The sequence below is a fragment of the Streptomyces sp. NRRL S-337 genome (assembly GCF_000720175.1).
Taxonomy (GTDB): Bacteria; Actinomycetota; Actinomycetes; order Streptomycetales; family Streptomycetaceae; genus Streptomyces; species Streptomyces siderophoricus.
The window spans coordinates 24,958-46,208 of the sequence record NZ_JOIX01000041.1 but is presented as its reverse complement, the minus strand read 5'-3'; the positions used below and the strand labels follow the sequence as shown (position 1 = coordinate 46,208).

Below are 21,251 nucleotides of genomic sequence, written 5' to 3'. Positions count from 1 at the left end.
GTGACCACTTCGAAGAAGCTCAGTGGGCCCTGTAGCGGGTGGCGAGTGCGTGGAACGCTTGCTTCGGTTCCCAGGGCATGTCGGGGTAGGCGCGCTGGTCGGTGGGATAGCCGCTGTGCTCGTCCAGGACTTTGACGATGCCGTAGGAGGCGAGGTCCTCGTCCGGTCCGGATGTCCGGTGGGGTGTGCTGAATCCGGCGAAGCTGAACCAGAAGACGGAATCGACGCCCTCACCCTCGAAGACGGTCATGAGATCGTCGAGGTAGCGGACCTGCTCGCCCTCGTCGCGTACCAGGCCGGGTTTGAGGGTGACGCCGTCGGCCTCCCTCGCCATGTACCAGCCGGCGCCGCCGTGCTCTCCCGCTCCCCGGTAGGTGCAGCAGCCGGCCTCCATGATGGCGACGGGCTTGCCGTGGCCGCATTCCTTGCGCAGGTCGGTGCGGAAGGTGGCCGCGTTGCGCAGGCTACGGAAGGCGTCCAGGCCGACGATGTCGAACGGGGCCCAGGCCACGCCGTCCAGAGGGCAGGAGGCGTAGCTCACATGGCCGCCGAAGAGGGGCCGCACGGTGTCGACGACCTGCCCCAGGAAGGCGTTGACCTTGTCGGGGATGCCCTGGAGCGCGGCTTCGCGGCCGGGGCCCGCCAGGACCGGAATGCGCTCGTTCAGTGTGTCCCCGGGCAGGTAGCCGCGGGCGAACACGCTGAGTTCGCAGCCAGTGACGAGGACGACCTCGGCGCCGTCGCGCCGCAGCCGCTCCGCCCGCTCGGCGCAGTCGGTGAACAGCGGCAGCATCTCGGCGTTCGACAGCTCGCAGGGAAACGGCGAGAACCAGACCTCCAGGCCCGCCTCCGCCGCGGACCGCGCCGTGGTCTCGATACGGTCCGGATCGCCCCCGGTGATACGGACAGCGGTGCAGTGCAGATCCTCCGCGACGACACGCATGTCCCGTTCGACGTCCCGCACGTCGAAGACGGGGCGCGACGTGTCGCCGTTGGGAAAGGTGCCGGTGTCGTAATGGATGCCCTTGCCGCGCAACATGACGAATGCCTCCAGCGGGGTGACTGTGTCTGCCGTACGGCGTCATCGTCCAAGCTGCCGCTGCGTCAGCGTCAAGGCCCCACCGCGGCCGGCCGGTCGAGCTGAGGAGCCGACTGACCAGCCCCTGGTTCCTGCCCAGTTACCGACAGAACTTCCAGAACTTCCGGAAACGCGCTTGGACGCTCACCAAGGGAAACGACCTCTCACTTCGGCGTGATCAGGCCATTGCGCATGGAACATCCTCGTCCGCCGGTACCGGCAGCCGATGATGAGCGGCCGGCGGGACCGAACCCGTCGTGACGAAGGGGGCTCCTCCATGAGACCAGGCCGCAGCCGAGCCATGGCCGCCACCGCACTCGCACTGGGAGCGCTGCTCACCACGGTGCTCCCGGCGACCGCCGCGGAAGGCCCCGGTCCGGCATCCCGCTGTACCCCTGCCCTTCATGTCCTCGACCGGCTGCCGGGCACCGGCGCCGGATCCTGGGGCAGCGAGAGCGTCAACGACTTCGGCACCGGCGGCCTGTCCGTCGGGCAGTCCGCGGGGCTGCCCGCCTACTGGACGGGAAGCGCCGTGCACCGCGTCCCGCTCCCGTCCGGGTACGACAGCGGCTCGGTCGCCGCCGTCAACCACCGCGGCCTCATGGTGGGCAGCATCCGGGGCCCGGTGGGTGTCGCCGCCTTCAGCTACCGTGCCGGTGCCTCGGCTGTACGCATCCTCCCCGGCGGGACCTATGCCGCCGACGTCAACGACCTCGGGACCGTCGCGGGCGGCAACGACAGTTCGGACACCGCCTATCTCTGGACCGGCGCCACCCTCACCCGGACCCTCACCGTCAAACCCGGGCACACCCATGTACGTATACGCGGCATCAACTCCCGTGGCACGGTGATCGGATACTCCTGGTACTGGGACGGCGTGAGCGAGGTGAGCGGCAGCGTCGGGCTGGTCTGGCCCGGTGGCACCACAGGTCCGGGACGGGATCTCAAGCCCATCGAGATCAACACCGACACGGACTGGTACCCGTCCGCCATCGACAACCACGGACGCGTCGTCGGTGAACGCACCTACCACCACCAGGACCTGGCTGCCGAGACCTACTGGGACGCCCCCTACACCAAGGAAGGCGTCCAGATACGGGGGCTCCCCGCTCACGAAGGCAAGGGCTGGCTCAACGACATCAGCCCCAGCAGCGGCGTGGCCGTCGGCACCGCGATGTTCCCGCACGGCATCCCGCCGACCACCCCCATCGACCAGGCCCAGATCTGGCCGGGCTCCGGCCCCGTTCGAGCCCTCCCCAGCCTCGCCCCCGATGGCCCGGCCGGCGCCGAGGCCATCAATGACGAGGCCAGGGCCGGAGGTTGGGCCTACGACGGCGATCCATACGACGGCGCCGGCGCTCCGCACCCCGTGATCTGGACATGCGCTCTGGGCTAAGGGCTGTACTGCCATCCCCGGTGGATCAGCGCGCGAAGTGAGCTGCGGTGCAACGCAAGGCGGAGGGGCGTCGTCATACCGGGCGTATGCGAGCGACCGACGACGCTGCGAGGTGCCGCAGCTTCGTCGTGCGCCCGGCGGCGGACGCCGCGAAGCGGGTCGTCGGGCAGCGGGTGGGCCGTCCCGGCACAGTCGGATGAGAAGATCCAGGCCGTCGCTGACCTCACCCGGGATGACGAGGTCGCCGCCCAGGTGGCCCGTCCTGGACCGGGACCAAGGCGCCGTCCACGATCCCTGACCGGTCGACCCGCCTCACGCCGGTCGACCCGCCTCACGCCGGTGGTCGGAGAGCAGACGGTCCTCTGCATCCGGGTGAAGCGGGTCCGAGGTGCTCGAATCGCCCGCGGGTGGTAGTGGTATCGGTCAGAGCTTGCGGCACAGCAGGGCGTCCGGTGTCCCGCCCTTCACCCACGCGTGGGTGAAGGCGATGCCAGCCGCGAACTCGTCGGTTCGGCACTGACCCTTGTAGGTGCCCTGCGCGAACTCGCCGCCCGGGCCCCCGGCCGGGCGGTCGTCGCTTCGGTCGAACCAGACGGTACGGCCGTCCGTGCTGAGTGCACTGCTCGCCTCGGCGCACAACACGCCCGAGACCGCTTGGCCGCGCACGCTGTAGCCGATCATGAACTGGCCGGGCCCGCACTGGTACTTGGTGTAGCCACGCGCCCAGTCGCCCTGCTGGACATGGCGTTCGTCGTGCACGACGCTCAGCACCGGGTCGGGCCCGGCGAGCCCGGCGGCTCCGGCGTCGGTACACAGGCCACGCCCGTCACGGTGTGCCAGACCGATGAGGCGCTGTCCGTCGGGGCAGACCCCCTTGCGTGCTCCCGGGTCCCAGTCCCCATGCTTCCGTACCCGCGCCGACTGGACCGCGTCGGCGTGGTCGAGGTTCAGCATGTCCCAGGTGTCGGAGTCGGCGATCTGCCCCGTCTTCTGGGGCGCGCCCACCAGACGCTTCCAGTCGGCCGTGCGCCAGTCACCGCCGTCCAGGATGCCGGAACGCCGTCCGGCGGTGTCGAAGTTGATCAGCGGCCAGGTTCCGTGGCCGGTCCATCCGACCAGGGGCCAGAAGGCGAAGTCGGTGTCCTGGTCGATCAGGTAGTCGACGAAGTTACCGAACCAGGCTCGGGCCTGCGGGTTCGTCTCTTCCCTGCCGATGCCGAACTCGCTGATCCACAGAGGCGCGGTGTAGTGGCGTCCGGCCTCGGTGACGTAGAACGCCTGGCGCTGCAGGGTCGCGAAGAGATCCTCGCGGGAGAGTTCCTGGTAGCGCGGGTCGTGGGTCTCGCCCATTCCGGTCGCGCCGGTGTGGTTCGGTCCCGTGTAGCCGTAGAAATGCGCCGAGTACACCAGCTTGTTCGAGGCGACGAGGGTGTGCGACAGAGTGCGTACCGGTTCGAGCGTCGGCCGCCAGTGGAACAGTCCGTCGGCCGGGATTCCTTGCCAGTTGATTCCCTCGACGACCACCAGCAGATCGGGATTGGCCTCGATGAGCAGACGGTCGCCGAGGTGCTGGGAGGCAGCCCACCAGTCGTGGCTGTCACCCCAGTTCCAGTTGGCGTCGTCAGTGACGGTCCGGCGGACCTCGTTGTAGAGGTCGGCTCCGACGACGCGCTTGTTGCCCTTATAGCGGCGGGCGAGCGAGATCCAGTCGTCCTCCCATCGAGCGGTGGACTGACTGGTGTTCCAGCGTTCGTTGCCGTCCAGGCCGCAGCAGAAACGCGACGTGTTGGTGTGGTTGTTGAGCACCACCGCGAAGCCTTCCGCGGTGGTGGCGTCGACCACCGCGTCGAGGACCTGGAGCGGGGTCTTGCCGCGCAGTTGAGGGTTGGCGGCGACTGAGGAGTCGGGGACGGGGCGCTTGTCGTGCAGCATCTCGTTCGAGAACGGCAGCCGGATGCTGTTGATGCCGAGTTCGTGGAATCCAGCGAGGATCTTCGGTATCGGAGCGCGGTCCAGGCCGAGCGGCATCTGGTCGGACTTCTCGCCGTCGTGGTGGTTCGCCGGGTCGGTGATGTCTCCGGATCCGTTCCAGGAGCCCTGGGCACCATGCCAGTTGGCCGACTTGAGCTTGAAGCGATTGCCGTCGGCGTCGACGATGTAGCGGCCCCGGGTGCTGAGGGGTGGACGCCACGAATCGATGAGGGCTTTCGGCTTGCCGACCGACGGCGGGGCGGGGCGCGGGGCCGTCGACGCGCCTGCTTCGGACGCGCCGAGCACTCCGAGTAACAGCGCCCCGACGAGTATCGCCGGCAGCAGGGGTCTTCTCATAGGGTCCCTCCGAGGTTCGTGGGCCGTAGCGTGGGCACGCAGTCACCGAACGCCGCGGCCCGATGGGAAGATACGTGAAGGGGTGGCGGGTGGTGGAGCGGTGGTGCTGCCCCGGCTCGGGAAGGCACCGACGTGGTGCGGCCCTGGGACTGCGTAGCACGGATCAGCCCGGGACGTAGGGCATCCGCCCATATCTTCCGCGGCACGCGAAGCCCACCAGCCCTTTGAGGGCCGTAGAGCAGCCGCCACACGGAGTGATTTCCTTGGGGCTGCCGTGGCTGCAGTGCTGCGGGACGGCCGCGGCTGGCGTGTCCGAGGGATTTTGCGGAGCCGCCTTCCGTGCGGCGCATGGGCCCGCGCCCCTTGGCGGCTCCGCCCCTTCCAGGACATTGGGGCCCTGCTCCACGCCAGGACCGGCGAGCAACCGTGAACAGGTGCTCTTCCCCGACCGGTTGCGGCCGACGAAGGCAACGGTCTCGCCGGCACTCAGGCTCAAGGAGATGCCATCGAGCGCTGGGGCGTCCTTGCCGGGGGAGGTGTAGCTGACATCTTGTGGCGCGACAGTACGCCTCTTTGAGGTCGTCGGCGATGTCGTCGCTCGCCGGGCCTGCAGGCGCAGCCGCTGGCGGCAGGGCCAGGGCCTCGCGCCGGGGAGCGGATACTTTCCCGGCGGGTCGGGGAGACACGGCCGAGTCCTTCATTGAGGGCTTGGTCCGGGGCGCGGGGGAGGAGGAATGCCGGCTGCGCCTCATTCGCCTTTGTGCCGGTGAACGCCTTCCAGGCTGGAAGAGACCCACTCGAGTCCGGTGGCAGCGACCAACACCGCGAGGACCGTCAGGACTGTGCGGTAACGGCGTGCTTCGTCACAGCCGACCTTGTTGGTGCCGCCATCCCGGACTGAGACGGAGCCCCCCACGGCGTCTGCAACCATTCCGACGAGATGCAACCGGTGGTGCACACGGTCAGCCGCGAGCGCCACGGGGGGCCGACGTTTCTCACTGCTTGCGGGTGAACCACGAAGCCACACCCTCGCGCCGACCGAGAATGAGCAATAGTGCCCCTTATTGTCGGTTCTTGTGTCTTTGAGCTGCGCTTTTGTGAACCTCAAGCCGGGCGTCGGAAAGACGACGAGTGCTGTGTGGCTGGCCCACGCGCTTCATGAGTCGGGACTGTCGCCGCTGCTGGTCGATGGCGACCCGGCCGCCTCCGCGCTGCGCTGGAGCGAGCTGGCCGATGGCTTTCCGTTTCCGGTGATCGCCTTGCCGGTGGGGGACGTCCACCGTCGCGTGAACGACTTCCTCGGAAACCGGCAGGCCGTCGTGCTCGATGCGCCTCAGCTGGAGGACCATCCCCGCATCGCCCGCAGCATCATGAGGTACGCCAGTGAGTGGATCGTGCCCGTGACTCCTGCCCCCATCGAACTGGACCGGATGGCGCCCATCCTCGGCGAGATGGCGGACGTGCAGTCCCTGCGCGCCGAGCCGGCCCGTACGGCGGTCCTGCTCAATCGCACCAACCGACCCGATGCCACGCGCACCGGGCCCGATGCGGACGCTCGCGAGGCGCTGACCGAGCGGGGTTTCGAGGTGCTGAACACCCACATTGCTCGGCTCGACCTGTACGCCCAGTCCTTCGGGAACCCGGTCCAGGCCAAGGGCTCGGCATACATGGACTTCGCAGAGGAACTGATCAAGCGTCAGGATGAGGTATGAGCCAGCGCAAGGAGAGCTACCGTGCTGCATTGCGGCGCGGGCAGGACGTCTCGTCGCCCCGTTCCGCCAATGTCACCACGCTGCAGAACAGATACCTCCGGGTGACCGTCGAGGTCGATCCCCACCTGCGAGGCGATCTGATGCGATGGCTGGGACGGCCGGTCACCTCGGTCGTACTCGCCGGCACGACCCTCCTGCGTACCATGGCCGTCACCGCCGGCTGTATCTCTCGGCCCGGAGACCGGGCTGCGTCCGTCCCGCGTGAGGACCCGGATTCGGGCCGCTGACCAAGTGGCTCAGGGTGAACCGTTGGTTCGCCCCGCCACAGCTCACGCCGTGGTGGACGGTGTCCCGCCGAGGTGTCACACATCGACGTCATGCAAAGACCCCTCGGACCTCCGGTGAATGAGTTCGTGATCTGAGCCGGAGATTCGGTGGCGGTATGCGGCGACTTTGTCGAGGATCTCGTCGGCTTTCTGCAGTGTGACGTGGTCTCCGGCCGAGTACAGAGTCTGGTTGTCGGGGCTGAGGGCCGGCGCGAGGATGGTGTCGCCAGCGCCGGGTGCGACGTGACCGTGTTGGGCATTGGAAGTGACATCCCACAGTTGAGTTGTGCCGCGTGTTCCGACTACTGCCGGCGTGTGGGCGTCGGGGGAGAAGGAGAGCGCCGAGACGGGCTCTGGGGGACCGCTGATATCGCGTGGTGTACCGGCGAAGACTGCGAGGCGCTGTCGTGCGTGGCTGTCCATGCGCCGGGGCAGGGCACTCGCTACCGCGCCCTCCAGGCCGCCAGCCCTCGGGGCAGTCGTCCGCATACAGGTTTCCCGCCAGGAAGGATCCGGCCCGGGTTCCAAGTGGGCTCCAGCCGCAGACGACAGCGCCATCCTCGTGTGGAGCGCGGCAGCCCGTCCGAGGCGTCGGCGACCTCACGTATGAAGAGACACAGAAACGATTATGGGGGTCGCTGGACGCCCCAAAGGGCCACCAACTGGCCTTTGTCGTCGGTGCGTTGAGTTCCTCGCCTCGGCGTTTGAGATGGGGCGGAGGGGTAGGGTGAGGGGCTTCCCGTGACCTGCCTCGGAGGTGCCTGACCGGTGTCCGACAGCTTTGTTCACCTGCACAATCACACCGAATACTCGATGCTCGATGGTGCCCAGAAGCTGAAGCCGATGTTCGCTGAAGTGGACCGTCAGGGCATGCCGGCAGTGGCGATGTCCGACCACGGCAACATGTTCGGTGCGTATGAGTTCCACCAGGTGTCCAAGGGCTTCGAGAACGTCAAGCCGATCATCGGGATCGAGGCGTACGTCGCTCCTTCCTCGCGCCGCAACCGCAAGCAGGAGTTCTGGGGCCCTGGCGGGCAGCGCGCCATGTCCGACGACGGAGAGGGATCGAAGGACGTCTCGGGTGGGGGCCGCTTCACCCACATGACCATGTGGGCCGAGAACGTCCAGGGTCTGCGCAATCTCTTCTACCTGTCCACCGAGGCGTCGTACACCGGCCAGTTCCCGGCCGGCAAGCCGCGGATGGACATGGAACTGATCAGCGAGCACGCCGAGGGCATCATCGCGACGACCGGATGCCCCTCCGGCGCGATCCAGACCCGGCTGCGCCTGAACCAGTACGACAAGGCGCGCGAGGTCGCCTCCGCCTACCAGGACATTTTCGGCCGGGCGAACTACTTCCTGGAGCTGATGGACCACGGCCTGTCCATCGAGCGGCAGGTCCGGGACGGCCTGATGCGACTGGCCAACGAGCTGAGCATCCCGCTCCTGGCCACCAATGACGCGCACTACATCCACGCGGACCAGGCAGACGCGCACGACAATCTGCTGTGCATCGGTGTCGGCAAGAACAAGGCCGACGAGAAACGGTTCCGCTTCTCGGGCAACGACTACTACCTCAAGACCGCTACCGAGATGCGCGGGCTGTTCTCCGAGTTGGCTGAGGCGTGCGACAACACGCTGCTGATCGCGGAGCGCGTCGAGTCGTACGACGAGGTCTTCGACAACGTCGATGAGATGCCGCAGTTCCCCGACGTGCCGGAGGGGGAGACACAGGAGTCATGGCTGCGCAAGGAGTGCCTGAAGGGTCTCGCCAGGCGCTACGGCGCCCCGACCCCGGCCGAGGTCATGGAGCGGTTCGAGACCGAGATGTCGGTCATCGGTCCGATGGGTTTCTCCTCCTACTTCCTCGTCGTCGCGGATATCTGCAAGTACGCACGCGAGAACGGAGTGCCGGTCGGTCCGGGCCGTGGCTCGGCCACCGGCTCGATCGTGGCGTACGCGACCCGCATCACGGAGCTGTGCCCGCTGGAGCACGGCTTGCTTTTCGAGCGGTTCCTCAACCCTGAGCGCATCAACCCGCCGGATGTCGACCTCGACTTCGACGACCGCCAGCGCGACAAGATGGTGCGCTACGTCACCGAGAAATACGGTGATGCCTACACCGCCATGGTGAACACGTTCGGCAAGATCAAGGCCAAGAACGCGATCAAGGACAGCTCGCGCATCCTCGGCTACCCGTTCCAGCACGGGGAGCGGATCACGAAGGCCCTGCCCGAAGACATCATGGGCAAGTCGATCCCTCTGGATGGAATCTTCGATCCCGAGCACCCGCGGTACGGCGAGTGCGGCGAGATCCGGCAGATGTACGAGAACGAGCCGGACGTCCAGAAGGTCATCGACACCGCCAAAGGTGTCGAGGGCCTGACGCGTGGTACCGGTGTGCACGCAGCCGCGGTCATCCTGTCCAAGACCAAGCTGACCGAGCGCATCCCGCTGCACATGCGGGCCAAGGACGGCGTCAAGATCACCGGATTTGACTACCCCAGTTGCGAAAACATGGGGTTGGTCAAGATGGACTTCCTGGGCCTGCGGAACCTGGGCGTCATCGACCACGCCATCCACAACATCCGCGAGAACCGCGGGGTCAAGCTCGCCTGCGTCGATCCGATGGACGGCGACACAGAAACGGTCGTCATCCCCCTCGATGACAAGAAGACCTTCGAACTCCTCGGCCGGGGCGACACCTTCGGTGTCTTCCAGCTCGACGGCGGCGGCATGCGCGCCCTGCTGAAGCTCATGGAGCCGTCCCGGTTCGAGGACATCGCGGCGGCCCTCGCCCTGTACCGGCCCGGCCCGATGGCCGCCAACGCGCACACCAACTACGCGTTGAGGCAGAACGGTAAGCAGGAGCCCGACCCGATCCACCCGGAGTTGAAGGAAGTCCTCGACCCGATCCTGGGCTCCACCCACCACCTGCTCATCTTCCAAGAGCAGATCATGGCCATCGCCCGGACCCTCGCCGGGTACACGCTCGGCGGCGCCGACATGCTGCGCCGCGCGATGGGCAAGAAGAAGCCCGAGGTGCTGGCCGCGGAGTGGGAGAAGTTCCACGGCGGCATGAAGGCCAACGACTACTCGGAAGAGGCCATCAAGGCCATCTGGGACGTCATGTTGCCCTTCTCCGGGTACGCCTTCAACAAAAGTCACACCGCCGGATACGGCTTGGTCAGCTACTGGACCGCCTACCTAAAGGCGAACTACCCGGCCGAGTACATGGCCGCCCTCCTGACATCCGTCGGAGACGACAAGGACAAGGCCGGCATCTACCTGGCAGACGCCCGCAAGCTCGGCGTCACCGTCCTTCAGCCCGACGCCAACGAGTCCGTCGCGGAGTTCGCGGCCGTCGGCGACGACGTGCGCTTCGGCCTGAGGTCGGTCCGCAACGTCGGCGACAACGTCATCGAGGCGATCGTCTCGGCCCGCAAGACCAAGGGGAAGTTCAGTTCGTTCGCCGACTTCCTCGACAAGGCCGATCTGCCGGCGCTCAACAAGCGGGCGGTCGAATCGCTCATCAAGGCCGGAGCCTTCGATTCGCTCGGCAACACCCGCAAGGGCTTGACTGCGATCCACGAGACGGCCATCGACGCGGTGGTGCCGTTGAAGAAGGCTGCCGCCTACGGGCAGGACGACCTGTTCGCGGGGCTTGGTGGGGAAGGCGGTGATGACTCGGCCGGGTTCGGCATCGACCTCAGCATCGACGACAGCGAGTGGCCGCGCAAGCAGCTGCTCTCCACCGAGCGTGAGATGCTCGGGATGTACGTCTCTGCGCATCCTCTGGATGGCACCGAGCACATCCTCTCGGCCAACCGGGACATCACCATTCCTGAGCTACTGGCCTCCGGCCGCACCGAGGGCATCGTGCGCCTGTCGGGTCTGATCACCAGCGTCCAACAGAAGATGACCAAACAAGGCAGTGCGTGGGCGATCGTCAACCTCGCCGACCGTGACGGCACGATGGAGGTCCTGTTCTTCCCCGCTGCCTACCAGCTCGTCATGGGCGCTCTGGTCGAAGACAGCGTGGTGTCCGTGCAGGGCCGCATCAACGACCGTGACGGCACGATCAGCATCTTCGGTCAGGAGATGCAGGTGCTCGACGTCGCCTCGGCGGAGCGAACTGGCGCAGCGCCCGTCCTGCTCAAGTTCCCCTACCACCGCATCAACGAGCCCGCGCTCAAGGAACTCAGGCGGATCGTGGGGGCACACCCGGGGGAGAATCCGGTCCACCTGTCGGTGCGAGGGGTGCAGAAGACCATCGTCTACCAACTGCGATCCACTGTGAATGCGACCACGATCGCCTCTGACATCAAGGGCAGCTTCGGCCCAGATGCCTGGCAGGGCATGGCGTGACAGAGAGAGGCGCTCCCTCCCACTCCTCCCCGGGCGTCGGTCGTTCCGGTGCGACGCGGCCTTGTATGCGGCGACGAGCACGCGGGGGTCGCGCTCCAGCGCATCGGTCATCGCGGTGATCGTCACACGGGTCCAACGACACCGGGATCGAACGTGTTGCGGGTCCGCCGCGCCACCTTGGCCACCACAGGTGATCAAGGCAGTGGGACATCCCTCCACCGAACCCACACTTCCGCGTGTGGTCGCCGGGTCTTAGGGGTGTCGTCGGGGCCGGCGAGTCAACAGCTCAATGAACGAGCTTCAGGGAAGACCCTGCATGCGCCGGTGCAGCGCATGTGTGAGGGCCAGAGGCGGGGCAGGCACCTCCGCCGCGTCGCGCAGATCATGGGTGCGCAGCGGCGCTGCGGCGTCCCACCGCCGAGAGCCGCTACGGAAAGGCCTCAACTCGTCCTGTGGGGCTGAGCTTTGCCGATACGTCCGGCGGTTGAGGTCATCTCTGCCCCGCTTGAGCCACCAAGTTGCCTCGGCCGAGAGAGAACTGCACCGGTGTCCGTTGGCCACTTTTTCACGGTGGAGATCGAGGAGGGCGCGGCCGCCGGCGCACCTTTGGCTACCGTGCGCCCTCTCTCCGACCGGATCGAGGGTCGGGTTCCGGAAGCCAGTTCAAAACGTTTCGTTGCCGCGGAATTTACTCGCTGACTTGGATTCACTTTTTACGAAGCGATGAACAGGGCGGTTCGATGCACCCACCATCTTGTCGTTAAGCCGAAAATCATACTTACCTTTCGGGGGTTGCAGAGGGCCACCGGCCCGCAACTAGCTTCGTCTGCGAACGCCCCGCCTCCTCGTCCAGGCTCCCGATGGGCCTGGACGCCGGGACGGCCGTGGGCCGGCGTGTCCGGTTCACGGCCGTACCAGGGAGGCGGCCGCAAGCAAGACGGAGGAGACGTCATGAAGAAGGCATACGAAGCACCGACCCTCGTCCGGCTGGGGACGTTCCGGAAGAAGACCGGACTCCTCAGCAGCTCCGGAAACGACCGGCTGATCCTGAGCAAGAACTGACCGCGGACAGCTGACGGATCGTTGCATCGAATCCATGGCTGACTCGCACCAGAGCAAGGGACCGGGCCCCGGCGACGCGCATTTCGCGGTCTTTCCCGACCGCGCGGATGCGGCCGCCGTGGCCCGCTCCTGCTCCTTCTCCCGTCCAGGAACGCGCATCCTGACCCATGACTCGGGCCGGCCCTGGCTGGTCGGTCACTGGCATGACGACGAGATCGTCACCGCACGCGCCGGCCGTGCGGCACTCGCCGTCGTCGGATGCTGCCCGATCGATTCCGCCGAACTTCGGTGGCACGCCGGCAAGTTGAGGGACCTTGCCGAGCTGGACCAACTGGCGCGCACACTTCCCGGAAGCTTCCATCTCGTCGGCGCGCTCGACGGGCAGCTCAGGGTGCAGGGCACGGCGTCGGGTCTCCGGCTGGTGTTCCACGCCGCCGTCGACGGCATCCAGGTCGCGGCCACCAGCGCGGACGTCCTCGCGGACGCGCTCGGCTCCGGTCCGGACGCGGCACAACTGGCCGTTCGGCTGTTGTGGCCGGTTCCTCATCCGTTGTTCGAGGCGCCGATGTTTCCGGGGGTCACGGCCGTATCGCCACAGGACGCGTTGATCGTCGCGGCGGACGGGCGGACCGTACGGCGGTCCCGCTGGTGGACGCCGCCCGAGCCCACGCGCTCGCTCGCCGACGGCGCACCCGCCGTACGGGAAGCGCTGGCCACGGCCGTGGATGCCCGCACCCGGCAGGGTGGCGTGGTCAGTTGCGATCTTTCCGGCGGGCTGGACTCCACCTCCATCTGTTTCCTGGCCGCACGGTCGTCGGCCCGGGTGGTGGCCAGTACCTGGCCCGGACGCGATCCCGCAGACACCGACCTGCACTGGGCGGAACAGGCCGCCGGCTTTCTCCCCGACCTCGAACACGTCATCTGGGACGCCGATGACTCACCGCTGGTCTACACCGGCCTGCTCGACATCGACGATCTGCTGGACGAACCGACCATCGGCGTGATGGACCGGTCCCGGGTACTGCACCACCTGCCGGGGCTGGCCGAACGGGGCAGCCGGCTGCATCTGACCGGTATCGGCGGCGACCACGTGGCGTGGTGCTCCGAGGCCTACTACCACCGGTTGCTGCGGACACGGCCGCTCTTCGCCCTGCGCCAGCTGCGCGGGTTCCGGGCCCTGTGGGAGTGGCCACTCGGCGGCACGGTACGCGCGCTGGCCGATTCCCGGCCGTACGGAAAGTGGCTGGCCGACGCCGGCAGTCGGCTGCGTGGTCCCCAACCGCCGTCCGTGGCCAGCAGTCTGGGGTGGGGCATGGCGCCCCGGCTGTTCGACTGGGTGAGTCCTGACGCGGAACGGATGGCCGGGGAGGCGTTGCGCGCGGCGGCCGGGCAGGCCACGCCCCTGCACCGGGACCGTGGGCTGCACACCGACCTGGAACAAATCCGTTCCTGCACCCGCATCATCCGGCAGTGGGACCGGATGGCCGCAAGAGCCGGGGTTCCCATGGCGTCGCCCTTCTTCGACGACCGGGTGATCGAGGCATGCCTTGCGGTCCGCCCCGCCGAGCGCGTAACGCCCTGGCGCTACAAACCCCTGCTGGCCGCCGCCATGCAGGGCGTCGTACCTGAGGTGTGCCTGCGCCGCGGCAACAAGGCCGAGGCCTCGATGGACGCCTCGAACGGGCTGCGGGAACACCGCGGCGACCTGATGGCGCTCTGGGAGGACTCCCGACTGGAACAGCTCGGTCTGGTGGACGGCGACGCGCTGCGGCAGTTGGCCCGACGCCCCTCCGCACCCGGACTGCGCGACGCGATCCTGTACTCGACCATCGCCTGCGAAGTGTGGCTGCGCGGTCTCGCCCGTACCGCCGGAACACGCCCCCTCAACGACGCGGTCTCGCCCGCCTCTTAGTGCGCCTTCTCACCGGGCCACGACGGAAAGGTTCTCACCATGGCACTGCGGTTCAACGCCGATGTCTCCACGGCGGAGACCGACTACGGCACCGTACTTCTCGACGAGCGCAGCGGGGACTACTGGGAGCTCAACCCCACCGGCACGTTGGTGATCAGGTCCCTGCTGGACGGCGGCGAGGAAGGGGACGCCGTCGACGCACTGGTCGCGCGGTTCGACATCGACCGGGCACAGGCGGCACAGGACGTCGCGGCCCTGGTGCAGGAACTGCGGGCGTCCGGGCTGGCCGCATGACGACCCCGAGCGCACTGGACCGGCCGGCCGGCGTCCCCTTGACCCGACGGCTGGCCGCTCGCACCGTCCTGCTGCCCGCCCTGGCACTGACCCTCCTGCCGCCGCGCCGGCTCCGGGTGGTCCTCGCCCTCGTCCGCCGCGGCGCAACTCCGGCCTCCACCGCCCAGGCGGTGGAGGCGCGGGACGCGATGTGTGCGGCGAGCCTGCGGTGCGCCGGCCCTCGCGGCTGTCTGCCGCGCTCGCTGGGTGCCGCCCTGCTCTGCCGACTGCGCGGAACCTGGCCCACGTGGTGCACCGGAGTGCGGGTGGTGCCCCCGTTCACCGCGCACGCCTGGATCGAGGCGGAGGGCCGCCCGGTGGCCGAGGGGGTACCGGACGGCTACTTCACCCGCCTCATGGCCGTCGGGCCGGTGAGCCGGACGGACGCATGACCGGAACCAGCGGAGAGGGAACCAGCGAGGAGGTCCGCAGCGGGGAGATGCCTGCCCCGCCCGGCGGCGGCGGGTCCACGCGGGCCGCGGTGGTCACCCTGGTCCGGCTCACCGCGGGCCACCGATCCTCGATCGCCGTCGCGACCGCGCTCACCATGGTCGGCTCCGGACTCGGGCTGGTCCAGCCGCTCGTCGCGAAGCACATCGTGGACGGGAGCGGTCAAGGGTCCGTCCCCTGGCCGCTGTTGGTGCTGCTCACCGCGCTCTTCGGGGCCGAAGCCGCGACCGGCGCGGTGGGACGCTTCCTGCTGGAACGCACCGGGGAGGGCGTGGTGCGCGGACTGCGCCACGGCCTGGTGGCGCGGCTGCTGCGGCTGGAGATGAGGGAGTACGACCGGCACCGCAGTGGTGATCTGATCTCCCGGGTCACCGCCGACACCACCCTGCTGCGGGAGGTGGTGGCCCAGGCGCTGTCGGACCTGGTGTCCGGTGCGCTCGTCGGGACGGGCGCGCTCGTGCTCATGGTGTGGCTCGACCCGTTGTTGCTGCTCCTGGTCGCAGTGACCATCGCCGCCGCGTCGGGCGTGGTGGCCTCGCTGTTGAAGGGCATCCGGGCGGCCTCGGAGCGCATGCAGAACTCCGTCGGCGCGATCTGCGCCGACCTGGAGCGCGCACTCGGCGCCCTGCCGATGGTGCGGGTGCACCGCGCCGAGGACCGCGAGGCGCGGCGCATCGGGGAGCGGGTCGAATCGGCGTACCGCGCGGGCGTGCGGACCGCGAAACTGGCGTCGATGATGAGTCCGGCGGTCGAACTCGCCGTCCAGGGTTCGTTCCTGCTCGTCCTGGTCATCGGCGGTCTGCGGGTGAACGGCCGGGCCAACTCGCTCGGCGACCTGGTGGCCTTTCTCCTGTACGCGTCCTATCTGGTCCTGCCACTGTCCTCGGCGTTTCGGGCGGTCGGCCAGATCCAACGTGGCATGGGGGCCTACCAGCGGATCGAGCAGGTGCTGACCTTGCCCGTGGAACCCGTTGAGCGGGAGGAGACGGCCGTGGGTGCGCGTGCATCGCGGCGGGCGGAGCGATCCGGGAGCGACGCGGCGCCCGCGCTCGTCCTGCGTGACGTCCACTTCGGCTACCACCCGCACCGCCCGGTGCTGCGTGGGGTCTCCTTCGACGTCCCGCACCGCCGGCAGGTCGCCCTGGTCGGCCGGTCGGGGGCGGGCAAGAGCACGCTCTTCGCGCTGGTGGCCAGGTTCTACGAACCGGACGCCGGGACCCTGCTGTTCGACGGCCGGCCCGCCTCCGACCTCGGCCGCGCGGAGTGCCGGGCCCGTATCGCCGTCGTCGACCAGAACACCCACGTCGTGCACGGGACCCTGCGGGACAACCTCACCTACGCGGTCCCTGGTGCCGACGACGACGAGGTGCGGTGGGTCGTCGAACTCACCCAGTTGGAGGAAGTGGTGGCACGGCTGCCCGGAGGGCTGTCCGGCGTGCTCGGTGAACGCGGCAACACCCTGTCGGGCGGTGAACGGCAACGGGTCGCCCTGGCCCGTGCCCTGCTCGCACGGCCGTCACTGCTCCTGCTCGACGAGCCGACCGCGCACCTGGACGCCCTCAACGAGGCCGCGCTGACCCGGGTGATGAAGGACGTCGCCCAGGAGTGCGCAGTGCTGGTGATCGCGCACCGGCTCTCCACGGTGCAGCACGCCGACCGGATCGTGGTGCTCGAAGACGGCCGTACCGCTGCCGCCGGGCACCACGAGGAGCTGCTCACCACCAGCCCTGTCTACCGCCGCCTGGCCGCCGGCCAGATGCTGCGCACGACCGGCGCGACGCCGCCCGCCGTGGCCGTACCCCCTGCCCCGCCCGGCCCACGGTGACGGCAGGGGGTGCGGCTTCGCGTGCCCCACACCGATGGCGCGCGGCCGGCACAAGCACGTCTCTCCGGGGGCTCCGGGCGCCTGGTCGCCGGGCGCTGCTCGCCGTGCCGCACAGCTCCGTGGCCTGATCGCCGCAGGGCGAACGGCCCTGCGACGATCCCTCGCCCGGGCACGGTTCGACCGGTCGGCGGCCAGGGCCTGGGCTGCTCGAAGGGTCACTACGGGAACGGGGCGTGCGGGCGCTACCGTCCGGTGTAGGTGAACTCGTCGTCCGGACTGGTGGGAGAGGTGGCCTTGCCGACCGTCACGGTGACGTTCACGGTCTGTTGGACGTCGAGCTGACCGGGCGCGGTTGCGGTGATCTGGCCGGTCGAGACGAACGTGACCGAGTCGGATGCCTTGTCCTTGAAGTGCACGGTGGCGCCCTTGGCGAAGCCCGAGCCGTTGATGGTGACCGGGGTGCCGACCTTTCCGCTGGTCGGGCTGACCGAACTGACCACCACCGGTGCGGGTCCGCCGTAGGCGAACTGCCCCATGGCGACGGCCGGGGAGGTGCCGAGGGTGTTGGTGACGCGGACGGGGACGACGCCCGTTCCGTTGGGGACCTTGGTGGTGATCTTGAGGCCGGAGGGGTCGATGACGGTGTCGCGGTCGGCGCAGGCGAAGTGGCCGAAGTCGACCTTGCTGTCCTGACTGAAATCCTTGCCGTTGATGGTCACCGTGTCGCCTGCGGCGCCGAAGGTGGGGCTCATGTCGGTCACCACCGGCGGCGAGGGGACGGCAGGCGCCCCCACCAGGTCCAGGTAGGTGGAGTTGGCGTGCTGGAAGGCGACCTGGCCGAGGAAGTCCTGGGTGGTCTTGTTGACCAGGTTCTTGGCAAGGCTCGTGTAACCGGTGTTCATCGGGTAGAGCGTGCCGGGCTGGACGTAGACGTTGCCCTTGGTGCGCTTGGAGATCGTCCCGATGAGCAGCTTCACTTCGTCGGTCGCCTGCGGTCCCGGGCTCGGGTACCAGCCGGCGGTGGTGTCGAGATCGGCCCACGCGTGCGGTACCAGGTCGTAGGCGTTGTTCTGGCGCTCGTTGAGGATCCACGGCACGGAGTTGAAGTAGTTGACGAAGCTCTGCGTGCCGGCGGTGGGAGCGGCATAGGTGATCACCGCGAACCTCGGCTGCTTCGGCAAGGTCTGTGCCTGCAGGTACGGCGCGAGCATGGTGGCGATGCAACCGCCCAGGCTGTGACCGGTCAGATAGACGGTCGGCTGCGGCGAGGAGGGCGCCGCCTTGAGCGCGACGGCCAGCGCCTGAGCGAGCGTGACGTTCGGGGAGGGCGAGGCGATCGAGCGGGCTTTGACAACCCGTTGGAAAGCATCCATCGCTCCCTTGGAAACGGTGATGGGCTTCGGCGATCCGCTTTCGGGGAACGGGACGACCGTGCCGACGTCGAGGTCCTCGAGGATGTCGGTCAGATCGGCGTCCGTTCCGCGAGCGACCACGGCGAACTCGTTCGAGCCGTTGGTGCTCCGTGCGAGGTAGGCCATATTGGCGTTGGCCTGGCTCAGGGCGAGCCACACCAGCTCCCACGCGCCCTGCGTCGCAAGGCTGCGATCGCTCAGTTGCGCGTCGATGCCGGTGATGATTCGTTGGGTCTGCTGCTCCAGGGTTTCCCCGGACGGACGCGGGGTGGCTCCGGTGGCTGCAAAGGCGGCCAGGGTCATGGTCACCTGGGCGATTGTCGGATCGGGTGCCATCGTCGTTCCTGCTCCTTGGATGTTTCGCCGGTGCGGAGGCGGGACGGCCTTTCGGCAGCATCAGGGCAGCTCTGTGCCGAACCGACCGTCCGATGGGGTCGCGCACAATCAGACCTCCCCTCTGCGACGTCCGGCGCCTTTCCTGCCGTCAGGTTGACCAGGTTCACCTTGTTGGCCCTTGGCTATACGTGGGGGCCGGTTCGCCGAGCCAGGTGATACTGAGGCTTTCCTCCACGCCGCCTCTCTGCGCGGTGCTCTTGGCAATTGGCCCAGCGTTGAGATCAGAAGGTGCTACGTCATCAGGAACGCACTGCTACTTCGCCGACCTGCGAGGACGGCCCACTTGTTCCCGAATTCGGGAAGAGGCGAGGCGTTCCAGGGAGTCACTCAATCGAGGCTCTGACCTGCGACTTCGCAATTATGTGCAAGCCCCGCGGGATCGCGTGCCGCCGAGGGCACCGGGGGCGACCGCGCCGAGGTACTGGTGCAGTGGCGCCTCCTTCAGCGAGAGGTGGAGCACGCGGCTGCCCCCGGTGACCAGGCTTGGTACGTCAGTGCTTCGGCGGCGGCTTGATCAGGTAGAGGCGGCGGGTCAGGTCCAGCGCGGTCAGCATCACGTTGGCGCCGTTCCAGCGGTACGGGTGCTGCTGCCCCCACACGGAAGCGGTTGCCGCCGCTCGGGTCGGCGGCGCCTGTGCGTTCACGACGACCTCGGACCGAACCGAAGAACCAGCGGGCCAACCGCCAACGAAGGAGCAGCAAGGGCGGCCGACCCGCAGGCTTCGACAAGACGATCTACAAGTGAAGGAACGAAGTCGAGCGGACGATCAACGCGTTGAAGAACTCCCGGGCCGTGGCCACGAGGTTCGACAGGTGCGGCTGCATCTTCCACGACCACCGTCGCCGTCGCCGCGATCCGACTCTGGCTCCGCCCATGGTCTCCGCCGGATCTAGGCAGTTTCGTTTGGATCACTGATAGCGGAGACGTCCCTCGATGCTGCGGACGGCTGCATTGTCGGTACCGCGGTCTATGGTGCGACCATGTCTTTTGCCCTACCCGATGGTCTGCCTCCCGGCCGGTTCCTGTCTCGTGGTCCTGCGCGTATGTGGGTCTCTGACGAATTCCCGCAGAACGTTCAACAGCTATGGCCCCGCCTGCTCAGTGATCAGAGCGAACACGGCCTGGTTCCGCTCCTGTGCTGGCCCGACGCCATGGGAAGACCGGTCAGCCTGGAACATGTCGACGCCGTCCGCCTGGAGGAGGTGCTGGCTGCGGACTTCGCCGAGTACCGCCGTAGGCGGCTGCCGTTCTGGACGGACCCGACGCCGGCGCCGGTGCCCGAAGGAAGTGAGCCGTGGCCACACGACCCCGGACCGCCCTTCGAACAGTGGCCGGGCCTGGCACCGCAGATGCCAGCTACGTCCGCAGCCCCCACGCCAGACGAGGCCGCGGCAAGCCTGCTCACCTGGCTCATTGAGACCGGGCAGTTCGGGCTGGACGAGTGCCGCCTCGTGCTCGTCCCTGCCGATCGTGGCAGCGATGCTCTGGCATTGATCGGCTGGTCTGCGGAGGCACCGCTCCCCCTACTGTGTGCTCTCCTGCGGAGCTGGGAGGACCGCTTCGGTGCCCAGATCGTTGCGGTGTTCCGCAGTGAGCTGCATGTCTCTGTCGCGAGACCCCCTGTTGAAGCACATCACGCGAACCTGCTCGCTTTGGAGCACGTGCTGTCGACTGCGGACAACATCGTCGATGACCCGCCCACGCCGTTCCCCGAGTACGCGACGGACCTTGTGAACCAGGCTTCCTGGTCGTTCTGGTGGGATTAGGCATGACGGCGGGGCTGCCTCTTTCATTGGTTTGGGTGTGCCGTTGACTGAAGCGCAGTGGGCGCGGATCGAGCCGTTGCCCCCGGACCGGACACGCCGAGGCGTGGGGGCCGATGGCGGGATCACCGTGAAGTGATCGACGCAATCGCCTGGAAGTTCCAGACCGGATCGCAGTGGGTCCATCTGCCGGAGAAGTACGGCAACTGGCGCGGGGTCTATAACCGACTGCGGAGGTGGGCCATCGACGGCACGTGGGAGCGCGTGTTCACCACGCTGATGGCGCAGGCGGATGCCGATGACGACCTCACCTGGGCCGTCTCGGTGGACTCCACCATTGTGCGCGCTCACCAGCACGCGGCCGGAGCCCGCAAAAAGGGGCCCCGGCCGGCGAGCCGGACGACCACGCCATCGGCAGGTCCCGCGGCGGACTGACCACGAAGATCCATCTCGCGTCCGATGCCCAGTGCCGGCCTCTGGCCTTCCATCTCACCGCCGGACAGGCCGGCGACGCACCCGCCTTCACGCAGGTGATGGCCCGCCTGCGCATTCCTCGACGACGAGGACGGCCCCGCACCAGGCCGGAACTGGTCCTGGCCGACAAGGCGTACTCCTCCCGCGCGAACCGCGAGCACTTGCGCAAGCGCGGGATCCGCGCGGTGATCCCCATTCCGGCCGACCAGAAGGGTAATCGGCTTCGTCGCGGAAGCCGCGGCGGCAGGCCACCCGCCTTCGACCGCGAGGCATACAAGCAGCGCAACACCGTCGAACGGTGCATCAACCGTCTGAAACAGTGGCGAGGCATCGCCACCCGCTACGAGAAGACCGCGACCATCTACCTGGCCGGACTCCACATCGCAGGTATCTTCCTCTGGTCCGCCCGGTGATC

17 protein-coding genes and 2 pseudogenes are annotated in these 21,251 nt (G+C 68.1%); 13 read left to right on the top strand and 6 right to left on the bottom strand.

The window, feature by feature from the left end:
• Positions 1 to 19: 19 nt before the first annotated feature.
• Positions 20 to 1,039, bottom strand: a complete 1,020-nt coding sequence (locus tag IG62_RS0125685) for a hypothetical protein (RefSeq protein ID WP_030807848.1) — start codon at positions 1,037 to 1,039, stop codon at positions 20 to 22.
• Between the two features lie 316 nt (positions 1,040 to 1,355).
• Between IG62_RS0125685 and IG62_RS0125680 the strand changes: the two genes are divergently transcribed.
• Positions 1,356 to 2,474, top strand: a complete 1,119-nt coding sequence (locus IG62_RS0125680) for a hypothetical protein (RefSeq protein ID WP_158795107.1) — start codon at positions 1,356 to 1,358, stop codon at positions 2,472 to 2,474.
• A gap of 423 nt (positions 2,475 to 2,897) precedes the next feature.
• On the opposite strand, the gene IG62_RS0125675 is transcribed toward IG62_RS0125680, so the two are convergent.
• On the bottom strand, positions 2,898 to 4,802 hold the full coding sequence (locus IG62_RS0125675) for a glycoside hydrolase family 5 protein (RefSeq protein ID WP_030807842.1): 1,905 nt from the start codon (positions 4,800 to 4,802) through the stop codon (positions 2,898 to 2,900).
• A 163-nt stretch (positions 4,803 to 4,965) separates the two neighbouring features.
• Positions 4,966 to 5,304 (bottom strand): ATP-binding cassette domain-containing protein, encoded by a 339-nt coding sequence (locus IG62_RS45150; protein ID WP_267887917.1) that lies wholly within the window; start codon positions 5,302 to 5,304, stop codon positions 4,966 to 4,968.
• A 595-nt stretch (positions 5,305 to 5,899) separates the two neighbouring features.
• On the opposite strand from IG62_RS45150, the gene IG62_RS0125670 reads away from it, so the two are divergent.
• Together IG62_RS0125670 and IG62_RS0125665 are read left to right on the top strand one after the other, a co-directional pair.
• Positions 5,900 to 6,514 (top strand): ParA family protein, encoded by a 615-nt coding sequence (locus tag IG62_RS0125670; protein ID WP_078872233.1) that lies wholly within the window; start codon positions 5,900 to 5,902, stop codon positions 6,512 to 6,514.
• Positions 6,511 to 6,801, top strand: a complete 291-nt coding sequence (locus tag IG62_RS0125665; RefSeq protein WP_158795106.1) for a hypothetical protein — start codon at positions 6,511 to 6,513, stop codon at positions 6,799 to 6,801. Before IG62_RS0125670 ends, IG62_RS0125665 begins: the two co-directional genes overlap by 4 nt.
• A 75-nt stretch (positions 6,802 to 6,876) precedes the next feature.
• Here the strand turns inward: IG62_RS0125665 and IG62_RS47390 are convergent, their stop codons facing one another.
• Positions 6,877 to 7,263: a WD40 repeat domain-containing protein gene (locus IG62_RS47390; protein ID WP_158795105.1), complete on the bottom strand. Its 387-nt coding sequence runs from the start codon at positions 7,261 to 7,263 to the stop codon at positions 6,877 to 6,879.
• Positions 7,264 to 7,608: 345 nt separating this feature from the next.
• On the opposite strand from IG62_RS47390, the gene dnaE reads away from it, so the two are divergent.
• From dnaE to IG62_RS0125635, 7 genes are all read left to right on the top strand, one after another.
• On the top strand, positions 7,609 to 11,208 hold the full coding sequence (dnaE, locus tag IG62_RS0125660) for a DNA polymerase III subunit alpha (RefSeq protein WP_030807832.1): 3,600 nt from the start codon (positions 7,609 to 7,611) through the stop codon (positions 11,206 to 11,208).
• 570 nt (positions 11,209 to 11,778) lie between these two features.
• The gene (locus tag IG62_RS49655) at positions 11,779 to 11,907 is read left to right on the top strand and encodes a hypothetical protein (RefSeq protein WP_267887916.1); all 129 of its coding nucleotides are present in this window, start codon (positions 11,779 to 11,781) and stop codon (positions 11,905 to 11,907) included.
• Positions 11,908 to 12,159: 252 nt separating this feature from the next.
• Positions 12,160 to 12,270 (top strand): keywimysin-related RiPP, encoded by a 111-nt coding sequence (locus tag IG62_RS46590; protein WP_107053056.1) that lies wholly within the window; start codon positions 12,160 to 12,162, stop codon positions 12,268 to 12,270.
• Positions 12,271 to 12,304: 34 nt separating this feature from the next.
• Entirely contained in the window at positions 12,305 to 14,182 is a 1,878-nt protein-coding gene (locus IG62_RS0125650) for a lasso peptide isopeptide bond-forming cyclase (RefSeq protein WP_051798570.1), read from the top strand.
• Positions 14,183 to 14,221: 39 nt separating this feature from the next.
• Positions 14,222 to 14,476 (top strand): lasso peptide biosynthesis PqqD family chaperone, encoded by a 255-nt coding sequence (locus tag IG62_RS0125645; protein WP_030807826.1) that lies wholly within the window; start codon positions 14,222 to 14,224, stop codon positions 14,474 to 14,476.
• Positions 14,473 to 14,907 (top strand): lasso peptide biosynthesis B2 protein, encoded by a 435-nt coding sequence (locus IG62_RS0125640; protein WP_030807823.1) that lies wholly within the window; start codon positions 14,473 to 14,475, stop codon positions 14,905 to 14,907. The genes IG62_RS0125645 and IG62_RS0125640 overlap by 4 nt, the downstream gene beginning before the upstream one ends.
• 47 nt (positions 14,908 to 14,954) lie before the next feature.
• On the top strand, positions 14,955 to 16,790 hold the full coding sequence (locus IG62_RS0125635; protein ID WP_030807820.1) for an ABC transporter ATP-binding protein: 1,836 nt from the start codon (positions 14,955 to 14,957) through the stop codon (positions 16,788 to 16,790).
• A gap of 242 nt (positions 16,791 to 17,032) precedes the next feature.
• On the opposite strand, the gene IG62_RS0125630 is transcribed toward IG62_RS0125635, so the two are convergent.
• Together IG62_RS0125630 and IG62_RS47385 are read right to left on the bottom strand one after the other, a co-directional pair.
• Positions 17,033 to 18,505 (bottom strand): IPT/TIG domain-containing protein, encoded by a 1,473-nt coding sequence (locus IG62_RS0125630; RefSeq protein ID WP_234326744.1) that lies wholly within the window; start codon positions 18,503 to 18,505, stop codon positions 17,033 to 17,035.
• A 584-nt stretch (positions 18,506 to 19,089) separates the two neighbouring features.
• Positions 19,090 to 19,242, bottom strand: a complete 153-nt coding sequence (locus IG62_RS47385; protein WP_158795104.1) for a hypothetical protein — start codon at positions 19,240 to 19,242, stop codon at positions 19,090 to 19,092.
• An 8-nt stretch (positions 19,243 to 19,250) separates the two neighbouring features.
• On the opposite strand from IG62_RS47385, the pseudogene IG62_RS47935 reads away from it, so the two are divergent.
• From IG62_RS47935 to IG62_RS46580, 3 genes and pseudogenes are all read left to right on the top strand, one after another.
• Positions 19,251 to 19,470 (top strand): annotated as a pseudogene (locus tag IG62_RS47935) (IS5/IS1182 family transposase); the annotation flags it as partial.
• A 109-nt stretch (positions 19,471 to 19,579) separates the two neighbouring features.
• A complete protein-coding gene (locus IG62_RS42265; protein ID WP_030807814.1) occupies positions 19,580 to 20,365 on the top strand; it encodes a DUF4253 domain-containing protein in 786 nt (261 codons plus the stop codon).
• A gap of 25 nt (positions 20,366 to 20,390) precedes the next feature.
• Positions 20,391 to 21,249: pseudogene (locus IG62_RS46580) on the top strand (IS5 family transposase).
• The last annotated feature ends 2 nt before the right edge of the window (positions 21,250 to 21,251 follow it).